The sequence below is a fragment of the Providencia sp. PROV188 genome (assembly GCF_027595165.1).
GTDB lineage: Bacteria > Pseudomonadota > Gammaproteobacteria > Enterobacterales > Enterobacteriaceae > Providencia > Providencia lanzhouensis.
In genome coordinates, this window is sequence record NZ_CP097291.1 from 1,361,671 (window position 1) to 1,383,380 (window position 21,710).

Sequence of the window (21,710 nt, forward strand, 5' to 3'; positions counted from 1 at the left end):
TTCGGGTATGTGGAAAACCACAATAGGGGCGCAAGGCTTTTCTTCTTACTATGAACTCAGAATTATTAGAGTAGCACAAAGATAACACACCGATTTTAAAGAGAAATAAGAATTTAGTGGTTATCAGACATCGGTAACACGGTGTTACCAATACGTAAGATAAACCAATAATAGATTGATTATTAACTTTTATTTTCGCATTAGCAATGTCAATACTGGAGCCGATTATGGATCTGAGTAAACGAAAATTCCTACAACAGATTGGGGCCGTCACTGCCGGGGCATCGCTGATCCCAATCGCCGAGGCAGGGTTAAGTTTTTCCCCAACTCGCCGTGAAGGTAACCCTGAGAAACGCTATGGCATGTTGATTGACTTACGCCGTTGCGTAGGATGTCAATCATGTACTGTCAGCTGTTCTGTCGAAAACCAAACACCTCAAGGTCAATTTAGAACGACGGTTAACCAATATCAGGTCTCCCTAAAAGGGGAAGAAGGGTTCACTAACGTTCTACTGCCTCGCCTGTGTAACCATTGTGATAATCCACCTTGCGTGCCTGTTTGCCCAGTGCAAGCAACGTTCCAACGTGAAGACGGCATTGTGGTGATTGATAATGAGCGTTGTGTAGGCTGCGCGTATTGTGTGCAGGCTTGTCCGTACGATGCGCGTTTTATTAACCATTCAACACAAACTGCAGATAAATGCACGTTCTGCGCGCATCGCTTAGAAGTTGGTTTATTGCCAGCCTGTGTCGAATCTTGCGTGGGTGGCGCGCGCATTATCGGTGACTTAAAAGACCCGAATAGCACTATTCGTAAGATGCTTTCTGAGCACGAAGCGCAAATCAAAGTTTTGAAACCGGAAAGTGGTACGTTGCCGCAGGTGTTTTATTTAGGGCTGGATGATGCGTTTGTAGAACCGTTGCAAGGTAAAGGGCAACCGGCATTATGGCAGGAGGTGTTCTGATGAGCGAACAAGTGACTTATATTTCCGAAATCATGGCACAGCCACAAGAGTTTTTCTGGCTTCCTTGGGCGGTGCAATACTTTTTCTTTATTGGGATTGCTGCCTGTGCGGTGCTGTATGCCTGCTATCTTCATTGGCAAAATCGCAGTGGAAACGGTCGATTAGAAATGATTGCCGTGTTTATTGCTATCACGATGGGGATCACGGCGCCGTTAGCATTAACGGCTGACCTGCACCAAACCGCCCGTGTATGGCACTTCTATGCACATCCAACAATGTGGTCTTGGATGTGGTGGGGTTCGGTGTTGCTACCGCTGTTTACCACGTTTGTTGGGTTGTACTTTGTTGCGCTGCTGGTCAAATTGATTTGGAAGAAAGAGTATAAAGCGACCCGCTGGGTAGCGTTACTGAGTGCGTTATCATCTATTGGTTTACTGCTATATACCGGTCGTGAAGCTTCTGTATTAGTGGCTCGCCCAATTTGGTTTAGCTGGTGGATGCCCGTGCTGATGTTCTTAAGTGCGATGCAAGTGCTGCCAGCGCTGATTAGCTTAGGTGCGCGTCGTGAACCGCAATATCAAAATCGTTTAGCGCGTTTTCAAGTGATTACGTTACTCCTGTTTGCTGTTTGTTTTGCACTGTGGATCTCTGGTGATACCACATCTGGAATTGCAGTTCGTCAACAGTTAGATGTCACAAGCCCAGGTTGGTGGATGTTAATGGGCGTATGCGCGCTGTGGGTAATCACGTTTGTGATGGCGCTGAGTAATGTGAAAGCAGTTCGCTCCGTTCCTTACATTACGGTTTTAGCGTTAGTGTCTATGGCGTTAGCGTGGGTATTACGTTGGATTTTCCTGATGGAGATTCAAGCGGTACCAAAATACAACATCATCACCAATCCATACCATTTCCCATTAGGTAATGATGGACTACTGGCGATTGTCGGTACATTTGGATTGTGGATTGCATTAACAATTATTGTTCGCGAAGGTGTTCGCTGGTTTGCGGGGAGAGTGCAACATGGCTAAATTCTCAAGACGTCAATGGCTTAAAGGTGGTTTAGTTGTCGGTGGTCTTGCTCTTTTTGGGGCGAGCTATCGTGAAGTTGCCAAACGTGCTGTAGATGGTTTAGTGGATGGCACTTCTGGCAAAGTGACACTGGATCGCATCAATGGTAACTCGCTTATTCCTGAAGGAACGGCGATTGGTGGTTGGAAAGAGAACCCTGCGCAAGTGGTTTCAATGACACAATGCTTCGGTTGCTGGACGCAATGCGGTATTCGAGCCCGTGTGGACAGTGCGAAGAATGAAGTTTTGCGAATTGCGGGGAACCCATACCACCCTCTATCCCATGAGAAACACTTTCCATATGGAATGCCATTATCCACTGCATTCGCCAAAATGGGCGGCGAAAGTGGATTAGAGCATCGTTCAACCGCATGTGCTCGTGGTGCAACGCTAATGGAAGGGTTAACCAGTCCATTACGTATTCTCGAACCGATGAAGCGTGTTGGTAAACGCGGTGAAGGGAAGTGGGAACGTATTAGTTTTGAGCAGTTAATCAAAGAAGTGGTTGAAGGTGGGGATTTATTTGGTGAAGGTCATGTGGATGGTCTGCGTGCTATCCGTGATTTAGAAACGCCGCTGGATCCGGCTCAACCGAAATTAGGACCCAAAGCCAACCAGTTACTGGTGACTAACGCCGGGGATGATGGCCGTGATGGCTTTATTCGTCGCTTTGCACAAAACGCTTTTGGTAGCAAAAACTTTGGTGCTCACGGAGCTTACTGCGGTTTAGCGTATCGTGCAGGCTCTGGTGCGTTGATGGATGACTTGGATAAAAACGCCCACGTCAAACCAGACTGGGATAATACCCGTTTCGCGCTGTTTATTGGAACATCTCCAGCGCAATCAGGTAACCCATTTAAACGTCAAGGTCGCCAGCTAGCGAGTGCTCGTTTACGTGATTCGTTTAACTATGTGGTGGTATCTCCGGCTCTACCATTGACCACCACACTAGCCAATGACCATGGTCACTGGGTGCCTGTTCAACCGGGTACTGATGCGGCGTTGGTGATGGGGATGATCCGCTGGATTATCGAGAATAACCGCTATAACGCCGCTTATCTGAGTGTGCCAAGTGAAAAATCCATGGAAGCGGCTGGCGAGAAAAGCTGGACAAACTCGACGCATCTAGTCATCACCGATGATTCTCATCCTCTGGCGGGTAATTTGTTACAGCAATCTCACCTAACTGGTGTAGCGGCTGAAGAGGGTGAGGATGAGAAAAAAGCCTATTTGGTTCAGGATGCAAGCGGCGAACTGAAACTGGCGGACGATGTGACAAATGCAGAGCTGTTTGTGACTCGCCAAGTCACGCTTCATGACGGTAGTGAAGTGACGGTGAAATCAAGCTTCCAATGCTTAAAAGAAGCCGCCGATCGCATGACGCTGGAAGAATACAGTCAGCGTTGCCAAGTCCCTGTAAAAACCATTGAATCATTAGGAAAAGCATTAACCTCTTATGACAGAAAAGCGGCGGTGATATCTCACGGTGGCATGATGAGTGGCAATGGTTTTTATACAGCATGGTCTGTGATTATGCTTAATGCGTTGATTGGTAACTTAAACTTAAAAGGTGGTGTTTCTGTCGGTGGCGGTAAATTTAACGGGGAAAATGATGGTCCTCGCTACAATATCGCAGGCTACAAAGGCAAGGTGAAACCGAAGGGTGTGGTGCTATCTCGCAGTAATGAAGTGTATGAAAAGTCGGATGAATTTAAAGCAAGGGTGGCGGCAGGTGAAAAACCGTACCCAGCGAAAGCACCTTGGTATCCGTTTGCGAAAGGTCAGTTAACTGAACAGTTGGCTTCAGCATTGATGGGATATCCTTATTCTCTGAAGGCGTGGATCACCAATATGACGAACCCAGTTTATGGTATTGCGGGTATTCGTCAGGTGATGGAAGAGAAGCTGAAAGATCCCAAACATCTACCGCTGATTATTGGTATTGATGCTTTCATGAATGAGACGACCGCGTTAGCGGATTACATTGTGCCAGATACCCATAACTTCGAGAGCTGGGGTTTCAGTGCACCATGGTCAGGTGTTCAGGTGAAAGCGAGTACTGCGCGTTGGCCGATTGTTGAGTCCCGCACGGCGAAAACAGCGGACGGCCAGCCTGTTTCTATGGAGTCATTCTGTATCGCAGTTGCTAAAGAACTAAATTTACCGGGTTTTGGTGACAATGTGATTGCAGATATGGATGGCAATATGTATCCGTTAAATACCGCGGAAGATTACTATCTGCGTGTGGCGGCTAATATGGCTTGGTTAGGTGAAAAACCGGTACCGGAGGCGGCAACAGAAGACATTACGATCAGTGGTGTCGAACGTATCATGCCGCAAATTACTCGCACATTGAAACCTGAAGAAGTTCGCCGTGTTGCATATATTTTTACGCGCGGTGGTCGATTCGCACCTTATGAGAAAGCGTGGGATGGCGAAGGGACGGGTCCACAGTGGAAAAAAGGGTTACAAATTTGGAACCCTACGGTGGCGATTAACCGTCATGCGATCACCGGTGAGCGTTTTAGTGGTTGCCCGACCTACTATCCACCGCGTATGGCAAACGGTGAAGATGTGAATGCGGTATTCCCAGAGAAAGAGTGGCCATTGAAAATGATGTCATTTAAATCTCATGTGATGAGCAGTTCCACAACCATGATTGAGCGTCTGCGTCATGTGAAACCGACTAACTTGGTAGCTATTCACCCTGATGATGCAGCGAAAATGGGCGTTAAACATGGGGATTGGATCAAGATCACTACACCGGGTGGCCATGCTGAGGCTCAAATTAGTGTGCTCGATGGGGTTATGCCGGGAGTTCTCGCCGTTGAACATGGTTATGGCCACACCGAAATGGGTGCAAAACAACACTATTTAGACGGTGAAGCCATGCCGATGAATGCGGCAAATGGTTCAGGTATTAACTTGAATGATTTAGGGTTCGCAGACCCGACTCGTGAAGTGGCAAATACATGGCTTGATTGGGTATCTGGCGCCTCCGTGAGACAAGGTTTGCCAGCTCGTATCGAGTTAATTGGTTAAGACAGAAGTCCATCCAGTAGGTTGTAAGTTAGTAAAGTGTAAGTAGTAAAGTGTAGTTAGTAATATAAGCAGTAAAGAGGTTTCTGACCTACTCTGTTCTGCATAGCGGAGTAGGGAAGTACCCCTAAAGCAGTTGACATTGCGCTCTACGATGCGGTTTACCCATCGTAACTTCGGCAAATGCCAGGGAGGGGGAGCCCTCCCTTTTTTCTTTTCTAAAAAGAATTATTTCCCCTAATAAATCATCACAATATATTCCCCTAACAATAACCTTTCAAATAAAGGGTTTTTTATTAACATAATAAAAGGGATAATAACTCAAAATTAACGAGCAATTCTTTGCTGGTGATTTAAATCTTTTTTATATCAAAGTATTACATAGGAAAGCGAACACCATGCCAGTGTTACACAACCAAGTTTCGAATAAAATCCTTAAAGAACGTATGTTGGCTGAAACTGAGCCGCGTACCACAATCTCTTTTTATAAATACTTCAATATTCAAGACCCTACAGCATTTCGTAATGAATGGTACCAACAATTCAAAGCGTTGAGCGTATTTGGTCGAGTATATATTGCCAAAGAAGGGATCAACGCACAAATTAGCGTACCGGCCTCCAATGTCGATGTATTGCGGGAACTTATCTACGCAACAGACCCAGCCTTAAATGACCTGCGTTTGAACATTGCTATTGATGATGATGGTAAGTCCTTCTGGGTACTGCGCATGAAAGTCCGTGATCGTGTGGTTGCGGATGGTATTGATGATGAAACTTTTAATCCTGCGAATACTGGGCAGTATCTAAAAGCCGAGCAAGTCAATGCGATGATTGATGATCCAGACACTATCTTCGTTGATATGCGTAATCACTATGAATATGAAGTGGGTCACTTTGATAATGCGATTGAAGTGCCATCAGATACCTTTAGAGACCAACTGCCAATGGCGGTTGAAATGCTGCAAGACCAGAAAGATAAAAATGTGGTGATGTATTGCACGGGCGGTATCCGCTGTGAAAAAGCGAGCGCTTACATGCTGCATAACGGTTTCCAGAATGTTTATCATGTGGAAGGCGGGATCATTGAATATGCACGAAAAGCGAAAGAACAAGGCTTACCGCTACGTTTCAAAGGTAAAAACTTCGTGTTCGATAACCGTATGGGTGAGCGTATTACGGATGATACCTTAGCGCATTGCCATCAATGCGGGGAAGCTTGTGATACTCACACTAACTGCAAAAATGACGGTTGCCATTTACTGTTTATTCAATGCCCAAGCTGTGCTGAAAAATATGAAGGCTGCTGCAGCCATGCGTGTACCGAAGAGATGAAGCTGCCTGAAGATGAGCAGCGTGCTCGCCGTGCTGGTCGAGAAGTGAGTAATAAAATATTTAATAAATCCCGCCATCGTTTAGCGGATGGATTATTAAATAGCGAAAAGTAATATTATTTTTAAATGAAGAAAGCCCTTTTAAAAGGGCTTTTTATTTTAATAAAGATACTTAAAAACATTATAAATAAAAAATAGTTCAATTCTGTTTTTAACAAATACTTTTGATGTAATATGCCGTTTTTGTGAATAAACGGTGCTGTTACTTATGCCTAATTTTCTAGAGATAATATGATTAGGGGTTTCATTCATCCAGTTGTTAATTATATTTTGTTCTTTCATAGTAAAGATGGATGAGTCATTATTATTAGCAAGCTTAGTTATTTTTTCTATTTGCTCTGAATCAGTGATAACTTTATCCAATGTTTGAGTCATGATATTTTTTGACATGATGAAAAAATTATCTTTTAGTAACAGAGGCTTGTCTGTTAAAGGGTATGCGGCATTGATGTAGATATAGAATCGAATGCTACTGGTTCTGTTTAGTAGAGTTTTCAATGTTGGGCAATAACTCGAGTAATGGCAATAGTAAGTTAAATTTACCAAAACAATACTGGGCGAGTATTTATTGATATATTCAATCCCTTCATTAATGCACCCTGTACTAATGAACTTTAATTTTCTATTAGAAGATAAATATTCGGTAATACCAAGGCGGGTATAATAACACTCATCAATAACTAATATTCTCATAGGGAACATCCTTGTTCGAAAAGAGTATTACAATAAATTGGAATCGATATTGAAGTCAATAAAGTAATAATAAAAATAATAAATTACCGCTTGTATTTGCAATTAATTCATAATTTATAGTTTCTATTTTATCTTTAATAATAAGCAGAAAAATTTAATTTATTAATGATGTAAATTGGAGTGGTTAAATGATAGTGAATGGATATTTGTTATGAGACAAATATCCATTCTTTTTACCTGCTAATGAGTTTTGAAATCAGATTCAAGATATTCGCCAGACTCAATCTTATCAATTCCAGCCTGAAGAATATTAATCAGCTGTTTGGCTACATCGGTTGTCAGCCACATGGTTTTATCAACTATTGCGCTATCCAGGCTATTGTTCTGTTCAGGGAGGTAATGTAAACGTAACATCATCGCATCGTAGGCATCGACAGTACTGATATCCCAGCCAACAACAGGGTGAGTTTGGATTACATCGCTTTTTCTATTCATTTAGACCTCCTAATCAAACATCGTGATAAATAGTAAATATCTATTACTGACTAAGAGCAGGTGACTCAGAACGAGCTATATCTAGTATAAGAAGATTTTTTTAATATGGTAGTAGTAAAACTATTTTTTTGTGAATTTTGGTGAAAATTAAAAAAATAGCCGGTGATTCTTTAAAAAGAAGATGTGAAAAGGATAAAACCTTTCCACATCATAATGTTATTAGCTTACTTTGATAGTCCAACCACAATCTTCACCCGCTAAGAATGGGATTAATTTATCTGTCCCACAAGCAATAGATTCGCAGGTTATATTCTCAGATTTTGTCAGTGTAATGTGACCTTCATTGACAGGTAATCCATAAAACTTAGGTCCATTTAGTGAACAAAATGCTTCGAAATGCGCGAAAGCACCTAATTCTTCGAACACGGTTGCATAGGCAGCTAATGCGGTTGGAGCGTTAAATACGCCTGCACAGCCGCAGGATGTCTCTTTACGGGATTGAACATGCGGCGCAGTATCGGTACCTAAGAAGAAGCGATCGCAACCAGAAGCAACAGCTGCACGTAATGCTTCTTGATGAACATTACGTTTTAAAATCGGCAGGCAATACAGATGCGGTCGTACACCACCAACTAACATATGGTTGCGGTTAAACATCAAATGCTGTGGTGTTAAGGTCGCCGCTGTAAATTCGTTAGCCTCTAACACATATTGTGCGGCTTCTTTGGTTGTGATGTGCTCAAAAACCACTTTTAATTGAGGGAATTGAGTGCGCAATGGCAGCATGACTTGTTCGATAAACAGCGCCTCACGGTCGAAGATATCGATATGGCTGGCGGTCACCTCCCCATGAATGAGTAATGGCATTCCAGCTTGTTCCATGGCAGCAAGAACAGGGTAGATTTTCTTAATGTCAGACACGCCATGGCTAGAGTTTGTTGTGGCATTCGCGGGGTACAATTTGCAGGCCGTAAATACACCTTCATTGAAACCACGAATTAGTTCATCAGCATCAGTTGTGTCAGTTAAATAGCAGGTCATTAACGGTGTAAATTGGTGCCCAGCAGGTACCGCTTGTTTAATTCGCTCACGATATGCTCTTGCGGCTTCTACCGTGGTAACAGGGGGTACAAGGTTAGGCATGACAATGGCACGACCAAAAAATTGGCTTGTGAACGGCACGACTGTATTTAACATTTCATTATCGCGAAAATGAACATGCCAATCATCAGGGCGGCGGATCGTTAGGGTAGTTACAGTTGTCATTAAACCGGCTCCAATAAGGGGGGGAAGTGATGAGCAGATGCTCAAGCCGGGAAAGAATGATAAAACGAAAACGATTAAATAGCTATGATCAAGGACAATTAATATAGAAATTATTTTTCTTTGGAGTTTTTTAACGTACTGGAAAATAAAGGAATTTAAACAGAATAAAACAGAGAAAGGAAAGATTAAGTTGGCTCCTCCAGCTGGACTCGAACCAGCGACATACGGATTAACAGTCCGCCGTTCTACCGACTGAACTATGGAGGAACTCCCTTAACACGCAGAGGATAGTAGCGTTCTGAATCGCTAATGTCAAAGGGGAAAATGATAAAATAAGTTTGTTTGCCTGTTATCTGCACGAATCGATAGAATTTTGATCTAACTGATCAGATGTAAAAGAAATTAAGTCAAAAATAGCTGAAAAAAGAGCCAGTTAAAAAGATGTGATTAAGATTGGAAAGTAATTTTAATGTGTAAAAATTATCTTTGATAAGGGATTAGTAGGAAAGATAAAAATGGCAGAATTAGAAAGCAAGAAGCCCGCTAGGATTAACCTGAGCGGGCTTCTTAAATTTGGCTCCTCCAGCTGGACTTGAACCAGCGACATACGGATTAACAGTCCGCCGTTCTACCGACTGAACTATGGAGGAATTGGTTGTTCCTGAGAACGAGGCGCATATTACCGACCCCGTACTCGGTTGTAAAGCATAAAATTAAAAAAAATGTTCAACAGGTTGTTAAGTAAACAATTTGGTGATTATTTATGCCTTATTTATAGAGTTTCAGGAATTTACCCGCTGTTTTAAGCGGTGCAGCTAAAATTGAACTGCACATAAGTCATAAGGATTGTTCTATTAATGAGTAGAGCAGGAATAAATAAAAGTAGTCGGGAATAGGGTGAAAAAGAATGAAAAGGCAGAAGAACGGCTAGAAAGCAAAAAGCCCGCAAGAATTAATCTTAGCGGGCTTTTTAAATTTGGCTCCTCCAGCTGGACTTGAACCAGCGACATACGGATTAACAGTCCGCCGTTCTACCGACTGAACTATGGAGGAATTGGGTTGTTCCTGAGAACGAGGCGAATATTAACGATATCACCTCGACCTGTCAACGATAAAAATAGAAATTAAATCTAATTGCTCAATCACTACTCATTACGAATAAAAACTACGCTATATTATTGATAATGTTTTAATTTTGAGCGGCTAAAGTAACTTGTGTCGGCAAAGAAACCTCAGGGTAAGCAATATGATAAATATCGTAAAAGGAGATGTTGCCCTTTAATGCTAATAAACGAGAAATTTCTTGCTTGATTGCTGAGCTGACTTCCTGAGAATTAAGAATTTTATTTAACGCGTCCTCAGATACGGTTTCAGTGACAAACCATTCACCGTTATAGCAAACACGCAAATCAAGTACGCCAATATCTTCGAAATGGTAGACAGGCTTAATGTCAAATAACAGAACGCTAGCAAGTATAATAAATAAGAGGGTTATACCAAGTGTCCAATAAGGACCAAAGTAGGGTGCGTACCATAAGATCACGGCAAGCGGTAAATAGGCTGCAATCATGCCAATACATAAATAAGGATGATTGGCGAGAAATTGGCTATTAAAGTAAGGTTTGCCATCACGTTGCTCACGCTGATTAATGGCATCTAAATCATCTATAAGTATTTGTTTGATAATATCCATGGTAAGTGACTCTCTGTCAGATATCTATACTAGGAGGGTATCACGGAGGGAATGAATTGTTATATATCAGTTAAAAAAAATATTTAACTGGATTGTCATCGTCTGGGATTAATCCTGTCGACTTTTGAGGTTTAGAGAGGGTTTTATTTAAAAGAAATCTTTAAAATATCAATAAAATGCAGTTTTTTTGTTAACATAATTCCGCCTAAAAGTGACGGAATCGAAAAAAACAGCAATATTTTCAGAATTGAATGTATAAAATAGTTGCTATTATCTCAAAGTCATGAGTTAATGTGCATCGGCCTGTTTAGCAGTCCTATTTGATGTATGATTACTGAGTTAGTGTGTTCTAAAGAAAAAAGTTATCACAGATAGCCTTTTACCGTGACGCTTCATCTTGGTGTTTCCCTGATTAAATAGCTGACTCTGGCCCATATATGCCAAAAGGCAAGTTTTTTTGATGTTATATAGGAAAAGTCAAATGTCCGACAAAATGAAAGGTCAAGTTAAGTGGTTCAACGAGTCTAAAGGCTTCGGTTTCATCACTCCAGCTGATGGTAGCAAAGACGTTTTCGTCCACTTCTCTGCCATTCAGGGCAATGGTTTCAAAACTCTGGCAGAAGGCCAGCAAGTTGAATTCACCATTGAAAACGGTGCAAAAGGCCCAGCAGCTGCTAACGTAACTGCTATCTAAGCTAATTGCTTAACTGATTTTCTAAAGCCCGTCCTTTTTAAGGACGGGCTTTTTCGTTTCTGAAAAATAAAAAATATAGTGTAAAAATAATTAACATTTAAATCTTTACTTAATAATTAGCCGCATCTATACTCAGCTCACAATTAATCTATTGGAGATAAATTACTTGGACAGTCAGAGTTGTAATAAAAATTTAATTTAATTGGCAAGTAATTAATAATCTCTTCTATTAGCTGCTTGCCACTACGGCGGGCGGTGTCTGATGTTTCTATCACTCATACTCCCTGATTTATATAAGAATTTTTCATTTTCCGAATGAAATAGTCACTGTTGCAGTGAGTGTGTATCATGCAAGTTTATATTTATTCTCTATTCCCTCCGGGCAATAGCCATTAATTACTGAATATTTATTTATTCAGCAATTTGGCATGGGCTTTTTATTCTGCCCATTAATTGTTATCCATTATTTGATGGAGGGATCATTATGTTTTTCACACCGGATATATTAAATCTTTTATCTGCAATGTGCCTTGGCGCATTAATTGGCGCAGAGCGTCAATGGCGTCAAAGAATGGCTGGATTGCGTACGAATGCATTGGTTGCAACGGGAGCAGCCGTATTTATTTTGAGTTCAGTGACAACTTCACCTGATAGCCCTGGTCGAATTGCTGCACAAATTGTGTCAGGTATCGGCTTCTTAGGGGCTGGAGTGATCATGCGTGAAGGCATGAATATTCGAGGTCTGAATACTGCTGCAACACTATGGTGTTCAGCCGGAATTGGTGTGTTATGTGGGTTAGGGCAATACTCACTGGCCACAATAGCTACCTTATTGATTTTATGCGCAAATATTCTATTGCGTGAAGCTGCAGCAAAAATTAATCGCCAACCGCAACAGCAGGCATTGGATGTTGAACAACGTTATAAAATTCGTGTGATGTGTCACCAAGGTGATGAAATCCTTGTTAGAACGTTGATTTTACAAGCCATTAATGGCCTGCATATTCGCTTACAGTCATTGAGTAGCGCAGATACATTGAAACCAGAACAATTGGAGGTGTGTGCAGAGTTTCTTGCCACGCCAGTCGAGCAAAAAGAGATAGAAGCATTGGTTTGCCGGATTAGTCTTGAGCAAAGTGTCAGTGCTATCAATTGGAAAGTGGCATCCGAGCTACCAGCTTGATTGCTAAAAATTAACTGATTAAAGGAGCCGAAATGGACGAGCACCCCCCGTCTTGGAGATATAAACAGGAGCTATCTGGCTAAAATACAATATTTTCAGTCAGATAGCGTTTAAAAAGTACAACTGTACTCTATTGAGATAACGTTATGACTGAAATAAGGCATCAGCGCAAAGGCGCAAAAGCCCCTGCACGCCAAAAATTCATTGTTGGCGAACAAGCGAGCAAACACATTGAGCAGGTTCTCAATGAATATCAAACTAACCTTCTGGGGTTGTCTGAAAATGAGGCTCTCGACCGTCTAGTCGTCGAGGGGGAAAATGAAGTTGCTCATGAAAAAGCACCTCCTGCTTGGAAGCAATTACTCACTTCTTTTAAAAACCCATTTATTTTTGTTTTAATGATCCTCGCGATTGTGAGTTTCTTTACTGATTACGTGATCCCTGAGCGTCAAGGTGAAGAGACTGATTTAACGGGCGTTATCATCATTGTCACGATGGTTGTATTAAGTGGATTGCTGCGCTTTTGGCAAGAATATCGAACCAATAAAGCGGCAGAAGCCTTGAAATCCTTGGTAAGAACCACAGCAACGGTATACCGTCGCGACAATAGAACGGGACGTTCTATTCGCAAAGAGGTACCAATCAAATGCTTAGTGCCAGGGGATATCGTTTTATTATCAGCTGGAGACATGGTTCCTGCGGATTTAAAACTGGTGGAATCCCGAGATCTATTTATCAGCCAAGCTATTTTAACGGGGGAATCTATCCCAGTTGAAAAATATGACACTCTCGCAAATGTGTCCGCAAAAAGTTTGGAACCCGCATCACCGACAGAAAATGAATTACTTGAAATTTCCAATATCTGTTTGATGGGCACCAATGTAACGAGTGGAACGGCGAGGGGCATAGTGGTTGCAACGGGGAGCAAAACGTACTTAGGCTCGCTGGCCAAATCGATTGTGGGAACTCGAGCTCAAACTGCTTTTGATCGCGGTGTGAATAGTGTGAGTTGGTTGCTAATCCGCTTTATGCTGGTAATGGTGCCGATTGTCTTATTAATCAATGGATTCACTAAAGGTGATTGGTTTGAGGCAACACTATTTTCACTGGCTGTTGCGGTGGGATTAACCCCTGAAATGTTACCGATGATAGTGAGCTCAAACCTTGCAAAAGGGGCGATAGCCATGTCTAAGCACAAGGTTATTGTTAAACGGCTCAATGCTATTCAGAACTTTGGTGCGATGGATGTGCTATGTACCGATAAAACGGGAACATTGACGCAAGATCGTATCATTTTAGAGCATTATCTCGACAGTAATGGGCAAAAAGATAGCCGAATTTTGCAATTGGCGTGGTTGAATAGTTTCCATCAAAGTGGTGCCAAAAATATGATGGACCAGGCAATTATTCGACGTGGACGTGGCAATGATAAAGTCGAGCAGTTGAAGGCTTATCAAAAAATTGATGAACTACCATTTGATTTTATTCGCCGAAAATTATCCGTCACAGTAAAAACCCCTGAAGGTGAAGCTTTATTGATCTGTAAAGGGGCAGCGGAAGAAATGTTGGCTGTTTGTCATAGTTATCAGCAAGATGGACACTCCGTCTTATTGGATGACCAAGCTAAAGCTAGGATTGCGGAGCTGGTCAGTGACTATAATAAACAGGGGTTCCGGGTATTACTGCTGGCAACGCGTTCATTGAATGATGCTGAAGCTTTGTTACCGTTATCGGCTCAAGCAGAACAACAACTCGAGTTACAAGGTATTCTTACATTTTTAGATCCTGCAAAAGAGAGTGCAATTTCGGCTATTGCTGCACTAAGAGAAAATGGCGTGATGGTCAAAGTGCTTACGGGTGATAATGCCGTGATCACTGAAAAAATTTGCCATGATGTAGGTTTAAATATCGATGAGATAATGACTGGTCTTGAAGTCGAGGCAATGAGCGATGATGAGCTGAAAACGAAAGTTGAGCAAGTTTCCGTTTTCTGCAAATTAACCCCACTACAAAAATCTCGGATCCTAAAACTACTGCAAGCAAATGGACATACTGTCGGTTTCCTAGGGGATGGGATCAATGATGCACCCGCTTTACGGGATGCTGATGTAGGAATATCTGTAGATACGGGTACCGATATTGCGAAAGAGTCTGCGGATATTATTCTGTTAGAAAAGGATTTGATGGTATTAGAACAAGGGGTTATCAAAGGAAGAGAAACGTTTGGGAATATTATTAAGTATTTAAATATGACCGCTAGCTCTAACTTTGGAAATGTATTTTCTGTTCTTATTGCGAGTGCATTTATTCCGTTCTTACCGATGCTAGCTATTCATTTACTGGTTCAAAACTTGCTGTACGATATGTCCCAATTAGCATTACCTTGGGACAAAATGGATAAAGAATTTTTAAAACGTCCACGTAAATGGGATGCGAAAAATATTGGACGATTTATGATTTGGATTGGTCCAACATCTTCCATTTTTGATATCACGACATTTGCTTTGATGTGGTATGTATTCCAAGCCAATAGTGTAGCTCATGAAGCACTATTCCAATCTGGTTGGTTTGTTGAGGGATTATTGTCGCAAACCTTGGTCGTTCATATGCTACGAACACAAAAAATTCCCTTCATTCAAAGCACGGCTGCATTACCCGTGTTACTGACAACGGGAATTATCATGGCTCTTGGACTTTATATTCCGTTCTCATCATTTGGTACGATGATTGGCTTGCAGCCTTTACCAATGGAATATTTCCCTTGGTTAGTGCTGACATTAGTGAGTTATTGTTTTGTAGCACAAGGGATGAAGCACATTTATATTAAACGCTTTGGAACTTGGTTATAGTCTGCTCAAGTCACATTACTTTAGTAAAACAGTACAATAAAAAAAGAGCCATATAGGCTCTTTTTTTTAACAGAGTAGGAAAGACTATTGCAGACCTAAAGCTGTTTTCATTTGTTTCATTGCATCAATGCCTTGCTGGCAAGCTTGATCTTGTTGGTCTTTAGGTAAAGCAGCAACTTGCTTTTTACCTTCTTCTAACTGACCTTTCATCGCATCTAATTGAGCTTTGGCTTGTGGGTTCTCAGAAGCTTTAGCAATTAAGCTATCAACTTCAGCGAAGTAAGCGTTACAAGTTTCAGTTGCACCAGCAACTTGACCTTTTTTCTCTTCTTCTGAACACGCAGTGATTGTCAATGCCAATAAACCCAGTCCACAAGCTAAAATCATCTTTTTCATAATCAACCTTATTAAAATTATTTATATATAAAGCAAATTAAGTATATAAGAGGATCTTCTTTTATCAATGTAACAAATCCTAAAAAGGAAATTGATAATTAATTCAAATGGTTAATCTTTAATATAAATAGTTATACTTTATAAATGACTTTTGTAGCGATAATTATCTATTGTGCTTTATGTTAGCTTATTATGACGTGCGAAAAATAAGAATGGATTATTATTAATTGGTATAAATACGTAATTGATATTGAGTTCTCTTATTCATGAAATAAGAATAACCGCATAAAATACTTAGCGAGTAGTAAACCATTTTGTAAAAAATACGTTAAGTAGAAGTAACTAAAAATTGTATATAATAGGAGAAAATCAAACTCCTTATAACTTTTCTAATGACACTAATAACTTTTTTTCATATACAGTAAAAATAATTAAAATTAAGAAGTAGTGTAAAAAATAATTTACACCTCACTTATAAAACTGAATTATCGAATATTTATAGAATTAATGGCTGTACATTTAAAATGCGATTATAGAAGTGAAAAGTGAGCTGTATCACAAATTTATCAATAAAATGCTTTTCACTATATAATATTGATTTTTAAATTAAATTTCCTTTGAACCTTTAGGGGGTTATCAGGTAAAGTCTGTGCCTCCAAGGGGGGCCTCCTTTCGAATCTTGGTTCTTTAAGTGATAAAACTTTGCTATTTAGGTTAACAACGATTAGGTTCGTTAGGTTGACGCTAGGTCAAATTTACATGCAAAATTACTCTCATAAGAAATTCGCCAAAGTGTTTTAGACAGGTTAGAATGCTTCGGACAAAGGGAAATAAATTTTCTTACATTACATTCCCAGAAGGATCCACCTTACAAAGGGAAAGTAAGAAAATGAGATAAGGCAATTACGCTTATCTCGATATGCAACATAGCAGACAATCATTAATGCTATGGGCATGGTATGTATGTAACCGGATTTATCTTGTTACTTTTTATTTTTATAATTACACACAGGGCTTTACCATTATGTCTGCTTCTATTGTAAAGAAACGGCCGTTGAGTCGTTATATTAAAGATTTTAAACACAGCCAAACTCATTGTGCACACTGTAATAAAACTCTTGATCGTATCTCCCTCGTTTTCAACGATGGTATCTTGAATAAAGAAGCTATCGCTGACATGACCGATTTGGTTGATGAAGCGGCTTGGGGCGAACTTCAAGGGCAATTTACAGCACTTTGTCGTTTTTGTAGTGAAATTTTCTGTAATAGCAATACAGACTATTTCGATATTATGTCTTTTAAACAGTATTTGTTCTTACAGACAGAAATGAGTCATAGCACCGTCCGCGAGTACGTTGTTCGTCTGCGCCGCTTAGATGAACTGCTGTCATCCTCTAACTTTTCAATGAAAGATTTTACCGCAAGTAAAGTTCAAGAACAGTTGAGCGATAAAATGACTGATTCAGCATTTAGCAACTACAATATTGCACTACGTAAATATGAGCAGTATTTAAGCTGGCAGTCAGAAAAAAACTAATAATATTTTAAGTTAATAAAAATAGTTGGTTATACGATTATTTTTAATACTAAAATAGGCAAATAGGTGTCCAATAGGGCACCTTTTTTATTTTTGAATAATAGTCAGTATAAATGACATAAATTGAACAGATTTGGAATTAAACTTAATCAACTGTTATAGCTAATACTTAATATATAATGATAAAAATTAATGGGAACTATTTAATTAAATTTATAGATAAATAAGAATGACAAAAAACAAAAAGTAAGTGGATATTCGGATTTAATGATAAAGAAATAGAATATTATGAATGTAGTTCAAGGGGTTATTGCTAAGAGAGAGCCTGAGTTAATCAGCCTATATTATTCTGGGCTGAAAAACTCAGGCTTTTGCTTATTATCCGATAGTCATTAAGCTTGCATTACCACCCGCTGCGGCAGTATTCACACTTAAAGAACGTTCATGCACTAAGCGTTCAATGAGCAAGTTAGTTTCACCACGCTCAAAGCCTTGAACAGAAATAATCGGTCCTTTACGTTTGGCAATCGCTTCGCAAACATGTTTCAGTTGGTCGCAATCTCCGTGATAAATCACACCTTCAATTGGCTCCACTGTGTTTTGCCAATCTTTGGTGAATGAGATAGTTTTGCGAACTTTTTCTGGCAGTGATTTAAATAGCTTCTGGTGCAGTTCGCTATTTTCCCACAATGTTTGACAACCACTTGCGAGCACAGCAGATAATTGAGTCAAACAATCACGCTCATTATCGCTAAGGCATAAAATAGTGCCGCGTGGACGTAAGGTGTAGGTGTTCTTTTCACCTGTTGGTCCTGGTAATAAACGTGTTGTACCGGCTTGCGTTAAACGCGCAAATTGTTCAACCGTAGATTGTTCAATTATGGATTGCTCAACATCCGTTTTCTGTTTTTGTACCCATGCAGAGAATGCTTCAAATGGTGCGAGTAACTCAGCGCGAGCACTTGCATCCATTGGTAAATGGCTGTCTTGCTGCTCCAGTGTTTGGCAAACTGCATTCTCAGGACGCTCGCTTAATAAACGGTAGAGATAAAGCGGTCCACCGGCTTTAGGTCCTGTACCTGAAAGTCCTTCACCACCAAATGGTTGCACTCCGACAACAGCACCGACCATATTACGGTTAACATATAAGTTGCCCACTTTCGCTTTAGCGACCACTTGGTTGATGGTTTCATCAATGCGAGTATGAACACCTAATGTTAATCCATAACCAGCCGCATTGATTTGGTCAACTAATTGCTCTAACTCATCACGTTTGAAACGAACAACATGCAGAACTGGTCCGAAAATTTCTTTCTTCAACTCACCAATATTATCTAACTCAATCAGCGTTGGCTTAACGTAGGTTCCTTCTGCCTGTTCTTGCTGATCTTGGCTATCGGCATAGACGGCTTGGAAAACGATTTTGCCTTTACTGCGCATTTGTTGAATATGTTGGTCAATATTCTCTTTGGCTTCACTATCAATAACAGGACCAATATCAGTGGAGATATGTTCAGGATTACCCATCCGGCACTCTTCCATCGCACCTTTTAACATACGAATTGTTCGGTCAGCGACATCTTCTTGAACACAAAGAATACGCAATGCAGAGCAGCGTTGACCGGCACTATCAAATGCAGAGGCGACGACATCGGTGACGACTTGCTCTGTGAGAGCGGAAGAATCAACAATCATCGCATTCAATCCACCAGTTTCTGCAATCAGTGGCGTCGGGCGACCTTGAGCATCTAAGCGACCTGCAATATTGCGCTGCAATAAGCCCGCGACTTCGGTTGAGCCAGTAAACATCACGCCACGAACGCGTTGATCGCCTACTAATTTTGCACCGATAGTTTCACCTTTACCTGGTAAAAATTGCAGGACATCACGAGGAATACCCGCCTGATGCATAATGGATACCGCAATAGCACCAATTAATGGTGTTTGTTCCGCCGGTTTAGCCAGCACAGTGTTGCCTGCGGCTAATGCCGCTGCGATTTGTCCTGAGAAAATGGCTAATGGGAAGTTCCATGGGCTGATACAAACAACAGGGCCAAGAGGGCGGTGAGTGTTATTATCAAAATCTTCACGAACTTGAGTTGCATAATAGTTTAAGAAATCAACCGCTTCACGCACTTCAGCAATCGCATTCGCGTAAGTTTTCCCAGCTTCACGCACCAGCACATCCAATAATGGCTGCAATTGTTGTTCCATAATGTCAGCTGCACGTAACAGGATAGCTGCACGTTCAGATGGTGGCGTTGCAAACCAAATCGCACCCGCATCAGTGGCGATATCAAGCGCATGTTCAGCTTCTTGTTCACTGGCTTCGCGTACTTTACCAACGATATCACGATGACAGGCTGGGTTGATAATTGCGACAGCTTCAGGTAACGCTTGTTGTGCCACAAATTCACCACCCAGCAGTGGTTCCGCGATTTTTTCTTGTGCCGCAGCATTGAGTAATGCGCTCGAGAGTGATGCTAAGCGGTGTTCGTTAGATAAATCTAAGCCCATTGAGTTAACACGACGGGTTCCATATAGGTCGCGCGGTAATGGAATTTTAGGGTGTGGTAAGCCAATTTGCCCTTCAGTTTTAGACAATTCACGAACATCTTTAACCGGATCAGCAACCAATTCATCTAATGGGATCGTGGCATCCGCAATTCGGTTAACAAACGAAGTATTTGCCCCGTTCTCTAAGAGGCGGCGTACTAAGTATGCTAATAAGGTTTCATGGGTACCTACTGGAGCATAAATACGACATGGTCGGTTCAGTTTACCGTCAGCCACTTTACCAACGACTTGTTCATATAATGGTTCGCCCATGCCATGTAAGCATTGGAACTCATATTGACCTGGGTAGTAGTTTTTACCTGCAATTTGGTAGATAGCTGATAATGTATGTGCGTTATGAGTCGCAAATTGTGGGTAAATTAAATTAGGTACAGACAGTAATTTACGAGCACAAGCTATATAAGAAACGTCGGTATACACTTTGCGTGTATAAACTGGATAACCTTCTAAGCCATCAATTTGCGCACGTTTAATTTCGCTATCCCAATAAGCGCCTTTTACGAGACGGATCATCAGGCGTCGTTGGCTGCGTTCGGCTAAATTAATAATTGAGTCGATAACAAATGGGCAGCGTTTTTGGTAAGCCTGAATGACAAAACCAATACCGTTCCAGCCTGCTAATTTCGGCTCAAAACACAATTTTTCGAGTAAATCTAAAGAAATTTCTAAGCGATCTGCTTCTTCAGCATCAATATTGATACCAACATCGTATTGGTGAGCTTGCAAGACTAAAGAAAGTAAGCGCGGGTACAGTTCTTCCATCACGCGATCGTATTGCGCGCGGCTATAACGCGGATGTAGTGCCGATAATTTGATGGAAATACCCGGTCCTTCATAGATACCGCGTCCATTCGATGCTTTACCAATTGCGTGGATCGCTTGTTGGTAAGAGACCATATAATCTTGGGCATCTTTCTCGGTTAAAGCGGCTTCACCCAGCATATCGTAGGAGTAGCGGAAACCTTTGTCTTCCAATTTACGTGCGTTGGCAAGGGCTTGGGCGATGGTTTCGCCGGTGACAAATTGTTCACCCATTAAGCGCATTGCCATATCCACGCCTTTTCGTACTAGCGGCTCACCACTTTTACTGATAATGCGATTTAACGATGTCGATAATTTGGCTTCATTGTGGGTAGAGACTAATTTACCTGTAAATAAAAGCCCCCATGTTGCCGCATTGACGAACATCGAGCTGCTTTGGCCAACATGAGATTGCCAGTTACCCGTACTGATTTTGTCTCGGATCAGCGCATCGCGAGTGGCTTTATCCGGAATACGTAATAGCGCTTCGGCAAGGCACATTAATGCCACACCTTCTTGAGAAGACAGCGAAAATTCTTGTAATAACCCTTGAACTAAGCCTGAACGACCAACCCCATTTTTTTGATTACGCAGTTTTTCTGCAATGGAGTAAGCCAATTTATGAGCCGCATCAGCTTGCTCTGGAGGCAGCTCAGCTTGTTGTAAAAGCATAGGCACGGCTTGAGTTTCAGGAATGCGGTACGCTGATGTAATTGCGGAGCGTTTTACGGATTGGGGTAAAATATGCTCAGCGAACTCAAGGAATGGCTGATAAAGGGTCTCAGGAGACGAAATTTCATCACCAGAATGCTGATCTTTTGTATCCAAAACCGTTGATAATTCAGGTATAATTTGGTTGTTATCGAGTTGCTCTAAATAATTATATATAGCTTGTTTAATAAGCCAATGGGATGTGCGATCAAGACGTTGAGCGGCGGCTTTAATGCGGTCACGAGTTTCTTCATCAAGTCTCACACCCATAGTTGTTGTGCTACTCATCTTAATTCCTTCCTTTTCACAGGTGTTAAATACCAAAAGTTACACACCATTATGATGATGTTGC

14 protein-coding genes and 3 tRNA genes are annotated in these 21,710 nt (G+C 41.2%); 8 read left to right on the top strand and 9 right to left on the bottom strand.

Annotated elements, in window-relative coordinates:
• Nucleotides 1-227: 227 nt before the first annotated feature.
• The 4 genes from ttrB to trhO all read left to right on the top strand — a co-directional run bounded on the left by ttrB (nt 228) and on the right by trhO (nt 6,517).
• The gene (gene ttrB, locus M5X66_RS06005; RefSeq protein WP_108479563.1) at nt 228-965 is read left to right on the top strand and encodes a tetrathionate reductase subunit TtrB; all 738 of its coding nucleotides are present in this window, start codon (nt 228-230) and stop codon (nt 963-965) included.
• Nucleotides 947-1,993, top strand: a complete 1,047-nt coding sequence (ttrC, locus tag M5X66_RS06010) for a tetrathionate reductase subunit TtrC (protein WP_108479564.1) — start codon at nt 947-949, stop codon at nt 1,991-1,993. The genes ttrB and ttrC overlap by 19 nt, the downstream gene beginning before the upstream one ends.
• Nucleotides 1,986-5,075: a tetrathionate reductase subunit TtrA gene (gene ttrA, locus M5X66_RS06015; RefSeq protein WP_154610108.1), complete on the top strand. Its 3,090-nt coding sequence runs from the start codon at nt 1,986-1,988 to the stop codon at nt 5,073-5,075. Before ttrC ends, ttrA begins: the two co-directional genes overlap by 8 nt.
• A gap of 395 nt (nt 5,076-5,470) precedes the next feature.
• Nucleotides 5,471-6,517 carry an oxygen-dependent tRNA uridine(34) hydroxylase TrhO gene (gene trhO, locus M5X66_RS06020; RefSeq protein WP_154600300.1) on the top strand — a complete coding sequence of 349 codons (1,047 nt, stop codon included), beginning with the start codon at nt 5,471-5,473 and terminating at the stop codon, nt 6,515-6,517.
• A 45-nt stretch (nt 6,518-6,562) separates the two neighbouring features.
• Here the strand turns inward: trhO and M5X66_RS06025 are convergent, their stop codons facing one another.
• The 7 genes from M5X66_RS06025 to M5X66_RS06055 all read right to left on the bottom strand — a co-directional run bounded on the left by M5X66_RS06025 (nt 6,563) and on the right by M5X66_RS06055 (nt 10,610).
• Nucleotides 6,563-7,156, bottom strand: coding sequence for a LuxR C-terminal-related transcriptional regulator (locus tag M5X66_RS06025; protein WP_036951544.1), 594 nt, complete (start codon nt 7,154-7,156; stop codon nt 6,563-6,565).
• A gap of 240 nt (nt 7,157-7,396) precedes the next feature.
• Nucleotides 7,397-7,651: a biofilm formation regulator BssS gene (gene bssS, locus M5X66_RS06030; RefSeq protein ID WP_036951542.1), complete on the bottom strand. Its 255-nt coding sequence runs from the start codon at nt 7,649-7,651 to the stop codon at nt 7,397-7,399.
• 219 nt (nt 7,652-7,870) lie between these two features.
• The gene (pyrC, locus tag M5X66_RS06035; RefSeq protein ID WP_036951541.1) at nt 7,871-8,917 is read right to left on the bottom strand and encodes a dihydroorotase; all 1,047 of its coding nucleotides are present in this window, start codon (nt 8,915-8,917) and stop codon (nt 7,871-7,873) included.
• Between the two features lie 191 nt (nt 8,918-9,108).
• Nucleotides 9,109-9,184, bottom strand: a tRNA-Asn gene (locus M5X66_RS06040).
• 307 nt (nt 9,185-9,491) lie between these two features.
• Nucleotides 9,492-9,567: transfer RNA gene (locus tag M5X66_RS06045), tRNA-Asn, on the bottom strand.
• Between the two features lie 327 nt (nt 9,568-9,894).
• Nucleotides 9,895-9,970 (bottom strand) — tRNA-Asn (locus tag M5X66_RS06050).
• A gap of 136 nt (nt 9,971-10,106) precedes the next feature.
• Nucleotides 10,107-10,610, bottom strand: coding sequence for a YlaC family protein (locus M5X66_RS06055; protein ID WP_036951540.1), 504 nt, complete (start codon nt 10,608-10,610; stop codon nt 10,107-10,109).
• 481 nt (nt 10,611-11,091) lie between these two features.
• Here M5X66_RS06055 and cspE point away from each other — a divergent pair, with 481 nt between their 5' ends.
• The 3 genes from cspE to mgtA all read left to right on the top strand — a co-directional run bounded on the left by cspE (nt 11,092) and on the right by mgtA (nt 15,336).
• Nucleotides 11,092-11,304: a transcription antiterminator/RNA stability regulator CspE gene (gene cspE / locus M5X66_RS06060; protein ID WP_004909801.1), complete on the top strand. Its 213-nt coding sequence runs from the start codon at nt 11,092-11,094 to the stop codon at nt 11,302-11,304.
• A gap of 484 nt (nt 11,305-11,788) precedes the next feature.
• Nucleotides 11,789-12,487, top strand: a complete 699-nt coding sequence (locus M5X66_RS06065) for an MgtC family protein (RefSeq protein ID WP_036951537.1) — start codon at nt 11,789-11,791, stop codon at nt 12,485-12,487.
• Nucleotides 12,488-12,633: 146 nt separating this feature from the next.
• Nucleotides 12,634-15,336, top strand: coding sequence for a magnesium-translocating P-type ATPase (mgtA, locus tag M5X66_RS06070; protein ID WP_270103936.1), 2,703 nt, complete (start codon nt 12,634-12,636; stop codon nt 15,334-15,336).
• A gap of 84 nt (nt 15,337-15,420) precedes the next feature.
• On the opposite strand, the gene M5X66_RS06075 is transcribed toward mgtA, so the two are convergent.
• Nucleotides 15,421-15,732, bottom strand: a complete 312-nt coding sequence (locus M5X66_RS06075; protein ID WP_006657479.1) for a DUF5339 domain-containing protein — start codon at nt 15,730-15,732, stop codon at nt 15,421-15,423.
• Nucleotides 15,733-16,756: 1,024 nt separating this feature from the next.
• On the opposite strand from M5X66_RS06075, the gene fliZ reads away from it, so the two are divergent.
• Complete coding sequence (gene fliZ, locus M5X66_RS06080; protein WP_132494631.1) at nt 16,757-17,269, top strand: flagella biosynthesis regulatory protein FliZ; 513 nt, start codon at nt 16,757-16,759, stop codon at nt 17,267-17,269.
• A gap of 378 nt (nt 17,270-17,647) precedes the next feature.
• Here fliZ and putA read toward each other — a convergent pair whose 3' ends face one another.
• Nucleotides 17,648-21,646: a trifunctional transcriptional regulator/proline dehydrogenase/L-glutamate gamma-semialdehyde dehydrogenase gene (gene putA, locus M5X66_RS06085; protein WP_132494633.1), complete on the bottom strand. Its 3,999-nt coding sequence runs from the start codon at nt 21,644-21,646 to the stop codon at nt 17,648-17,650.
• Nucleotides 21,647-21,710 lie beyond the last annotated feature (64 nt).

Excerpts from the sequence above, each read along its gene's own strand:
- cspE (WP_004909801.1), top strand. The coding sequence starts at position 11,092 with ATGTCCGACAAAATGAAAGGTCAAGTTAAGTGGTTCAACGAGTCTAAA.
- ttrA (WP_154610108.1), top strand. The coding sequence starts at position 1,986 with ATGGCTAAATTCTCAAGACGTCAATGGCTTAAAGGTGGTTTAGTTGTC.
- ttrC (WP_108479564.1), top strand. The coding sequence starts at position 947 with ATGGCAGGAGGTGTTCTGATGAGCGAACAAGTGACTTATATTTCCGAA.
- fliZ (WP_132494631.1), top strand. The coding sequence starts at position 16,757 with ATGTCTGCTTCTATTGTAAAGAAACGGCCGTTGAGTCGTTATATTAAA.
- bssS (WP_036951542.1), bottom strand. The coding sequence starts at position 7,651 with ATGAATAGAAAAAGCGATGTAATCCAAACTCACCCTGTTGTTGGCTGG.
- M5X66_RS06075 (WP_006657479.1), bottom strand. The coding sequence starts at position 15,732 with ATGAAAAAGATGATTTTAGCTTGTGGACTGGGTTTATTGGCATTGACA.
- M5X66_RS06055 (WP_036951540.1), bottom strand. The coding sequence starts at position 10,610 with ATGGATATTATCAAACAAATACTTATAGATGATTTAGATGCCATTAAT.
- M5X66_RS06065 (WP_036951537.1), top strand. The coding sequence starts at position 11,789 with ATGTTTTTCACACCGGATATATTAAATCTTTTATCTGCAATGTGCCTT.
- trhO (WP_154600300.1), top strand. The coding sequence starts at position 5,471 with ATGCCAGTGTTACACAACCAAGTTTCGAATAAAATCCTTAAAGAACGT.
- mgtA (WP_270103936.1), top strand. The coding sequence starts at position 12,634 with ATGACTGAAATAAGGCATCAGCGCAAAGGCGCAAAAGCCCCTGCACGC.
- pyrC (WP_036951541.1), bottom strand. The coding sequence starts at position 8,917 with ATGACAACTGTAACTACCCTAACGATCCGCCGCCCTGATGATTGGCAT.
- M5X66_RS06025 (WP_036951544.1), bottom strand. The coding sequence starts at position 7,156 with ATGAGAATATTAGTTATTGATGAGTGTTATTATACCCGCCTTGGTATT.
- putA (WP_132494633.1), bottom strand. The coding sequence starts at position 21,646 with ATGAGTAGCACAACAACTATGGGTGTGAGACTTGATGAAGAAACTCGT.
- ttrB (WP_108479563.1), top strand. The coding sequence starts at position 228 with ATGGATCTGAGTAAACGAAAATTCCTACAACAGATTGGGGCCGTCACT.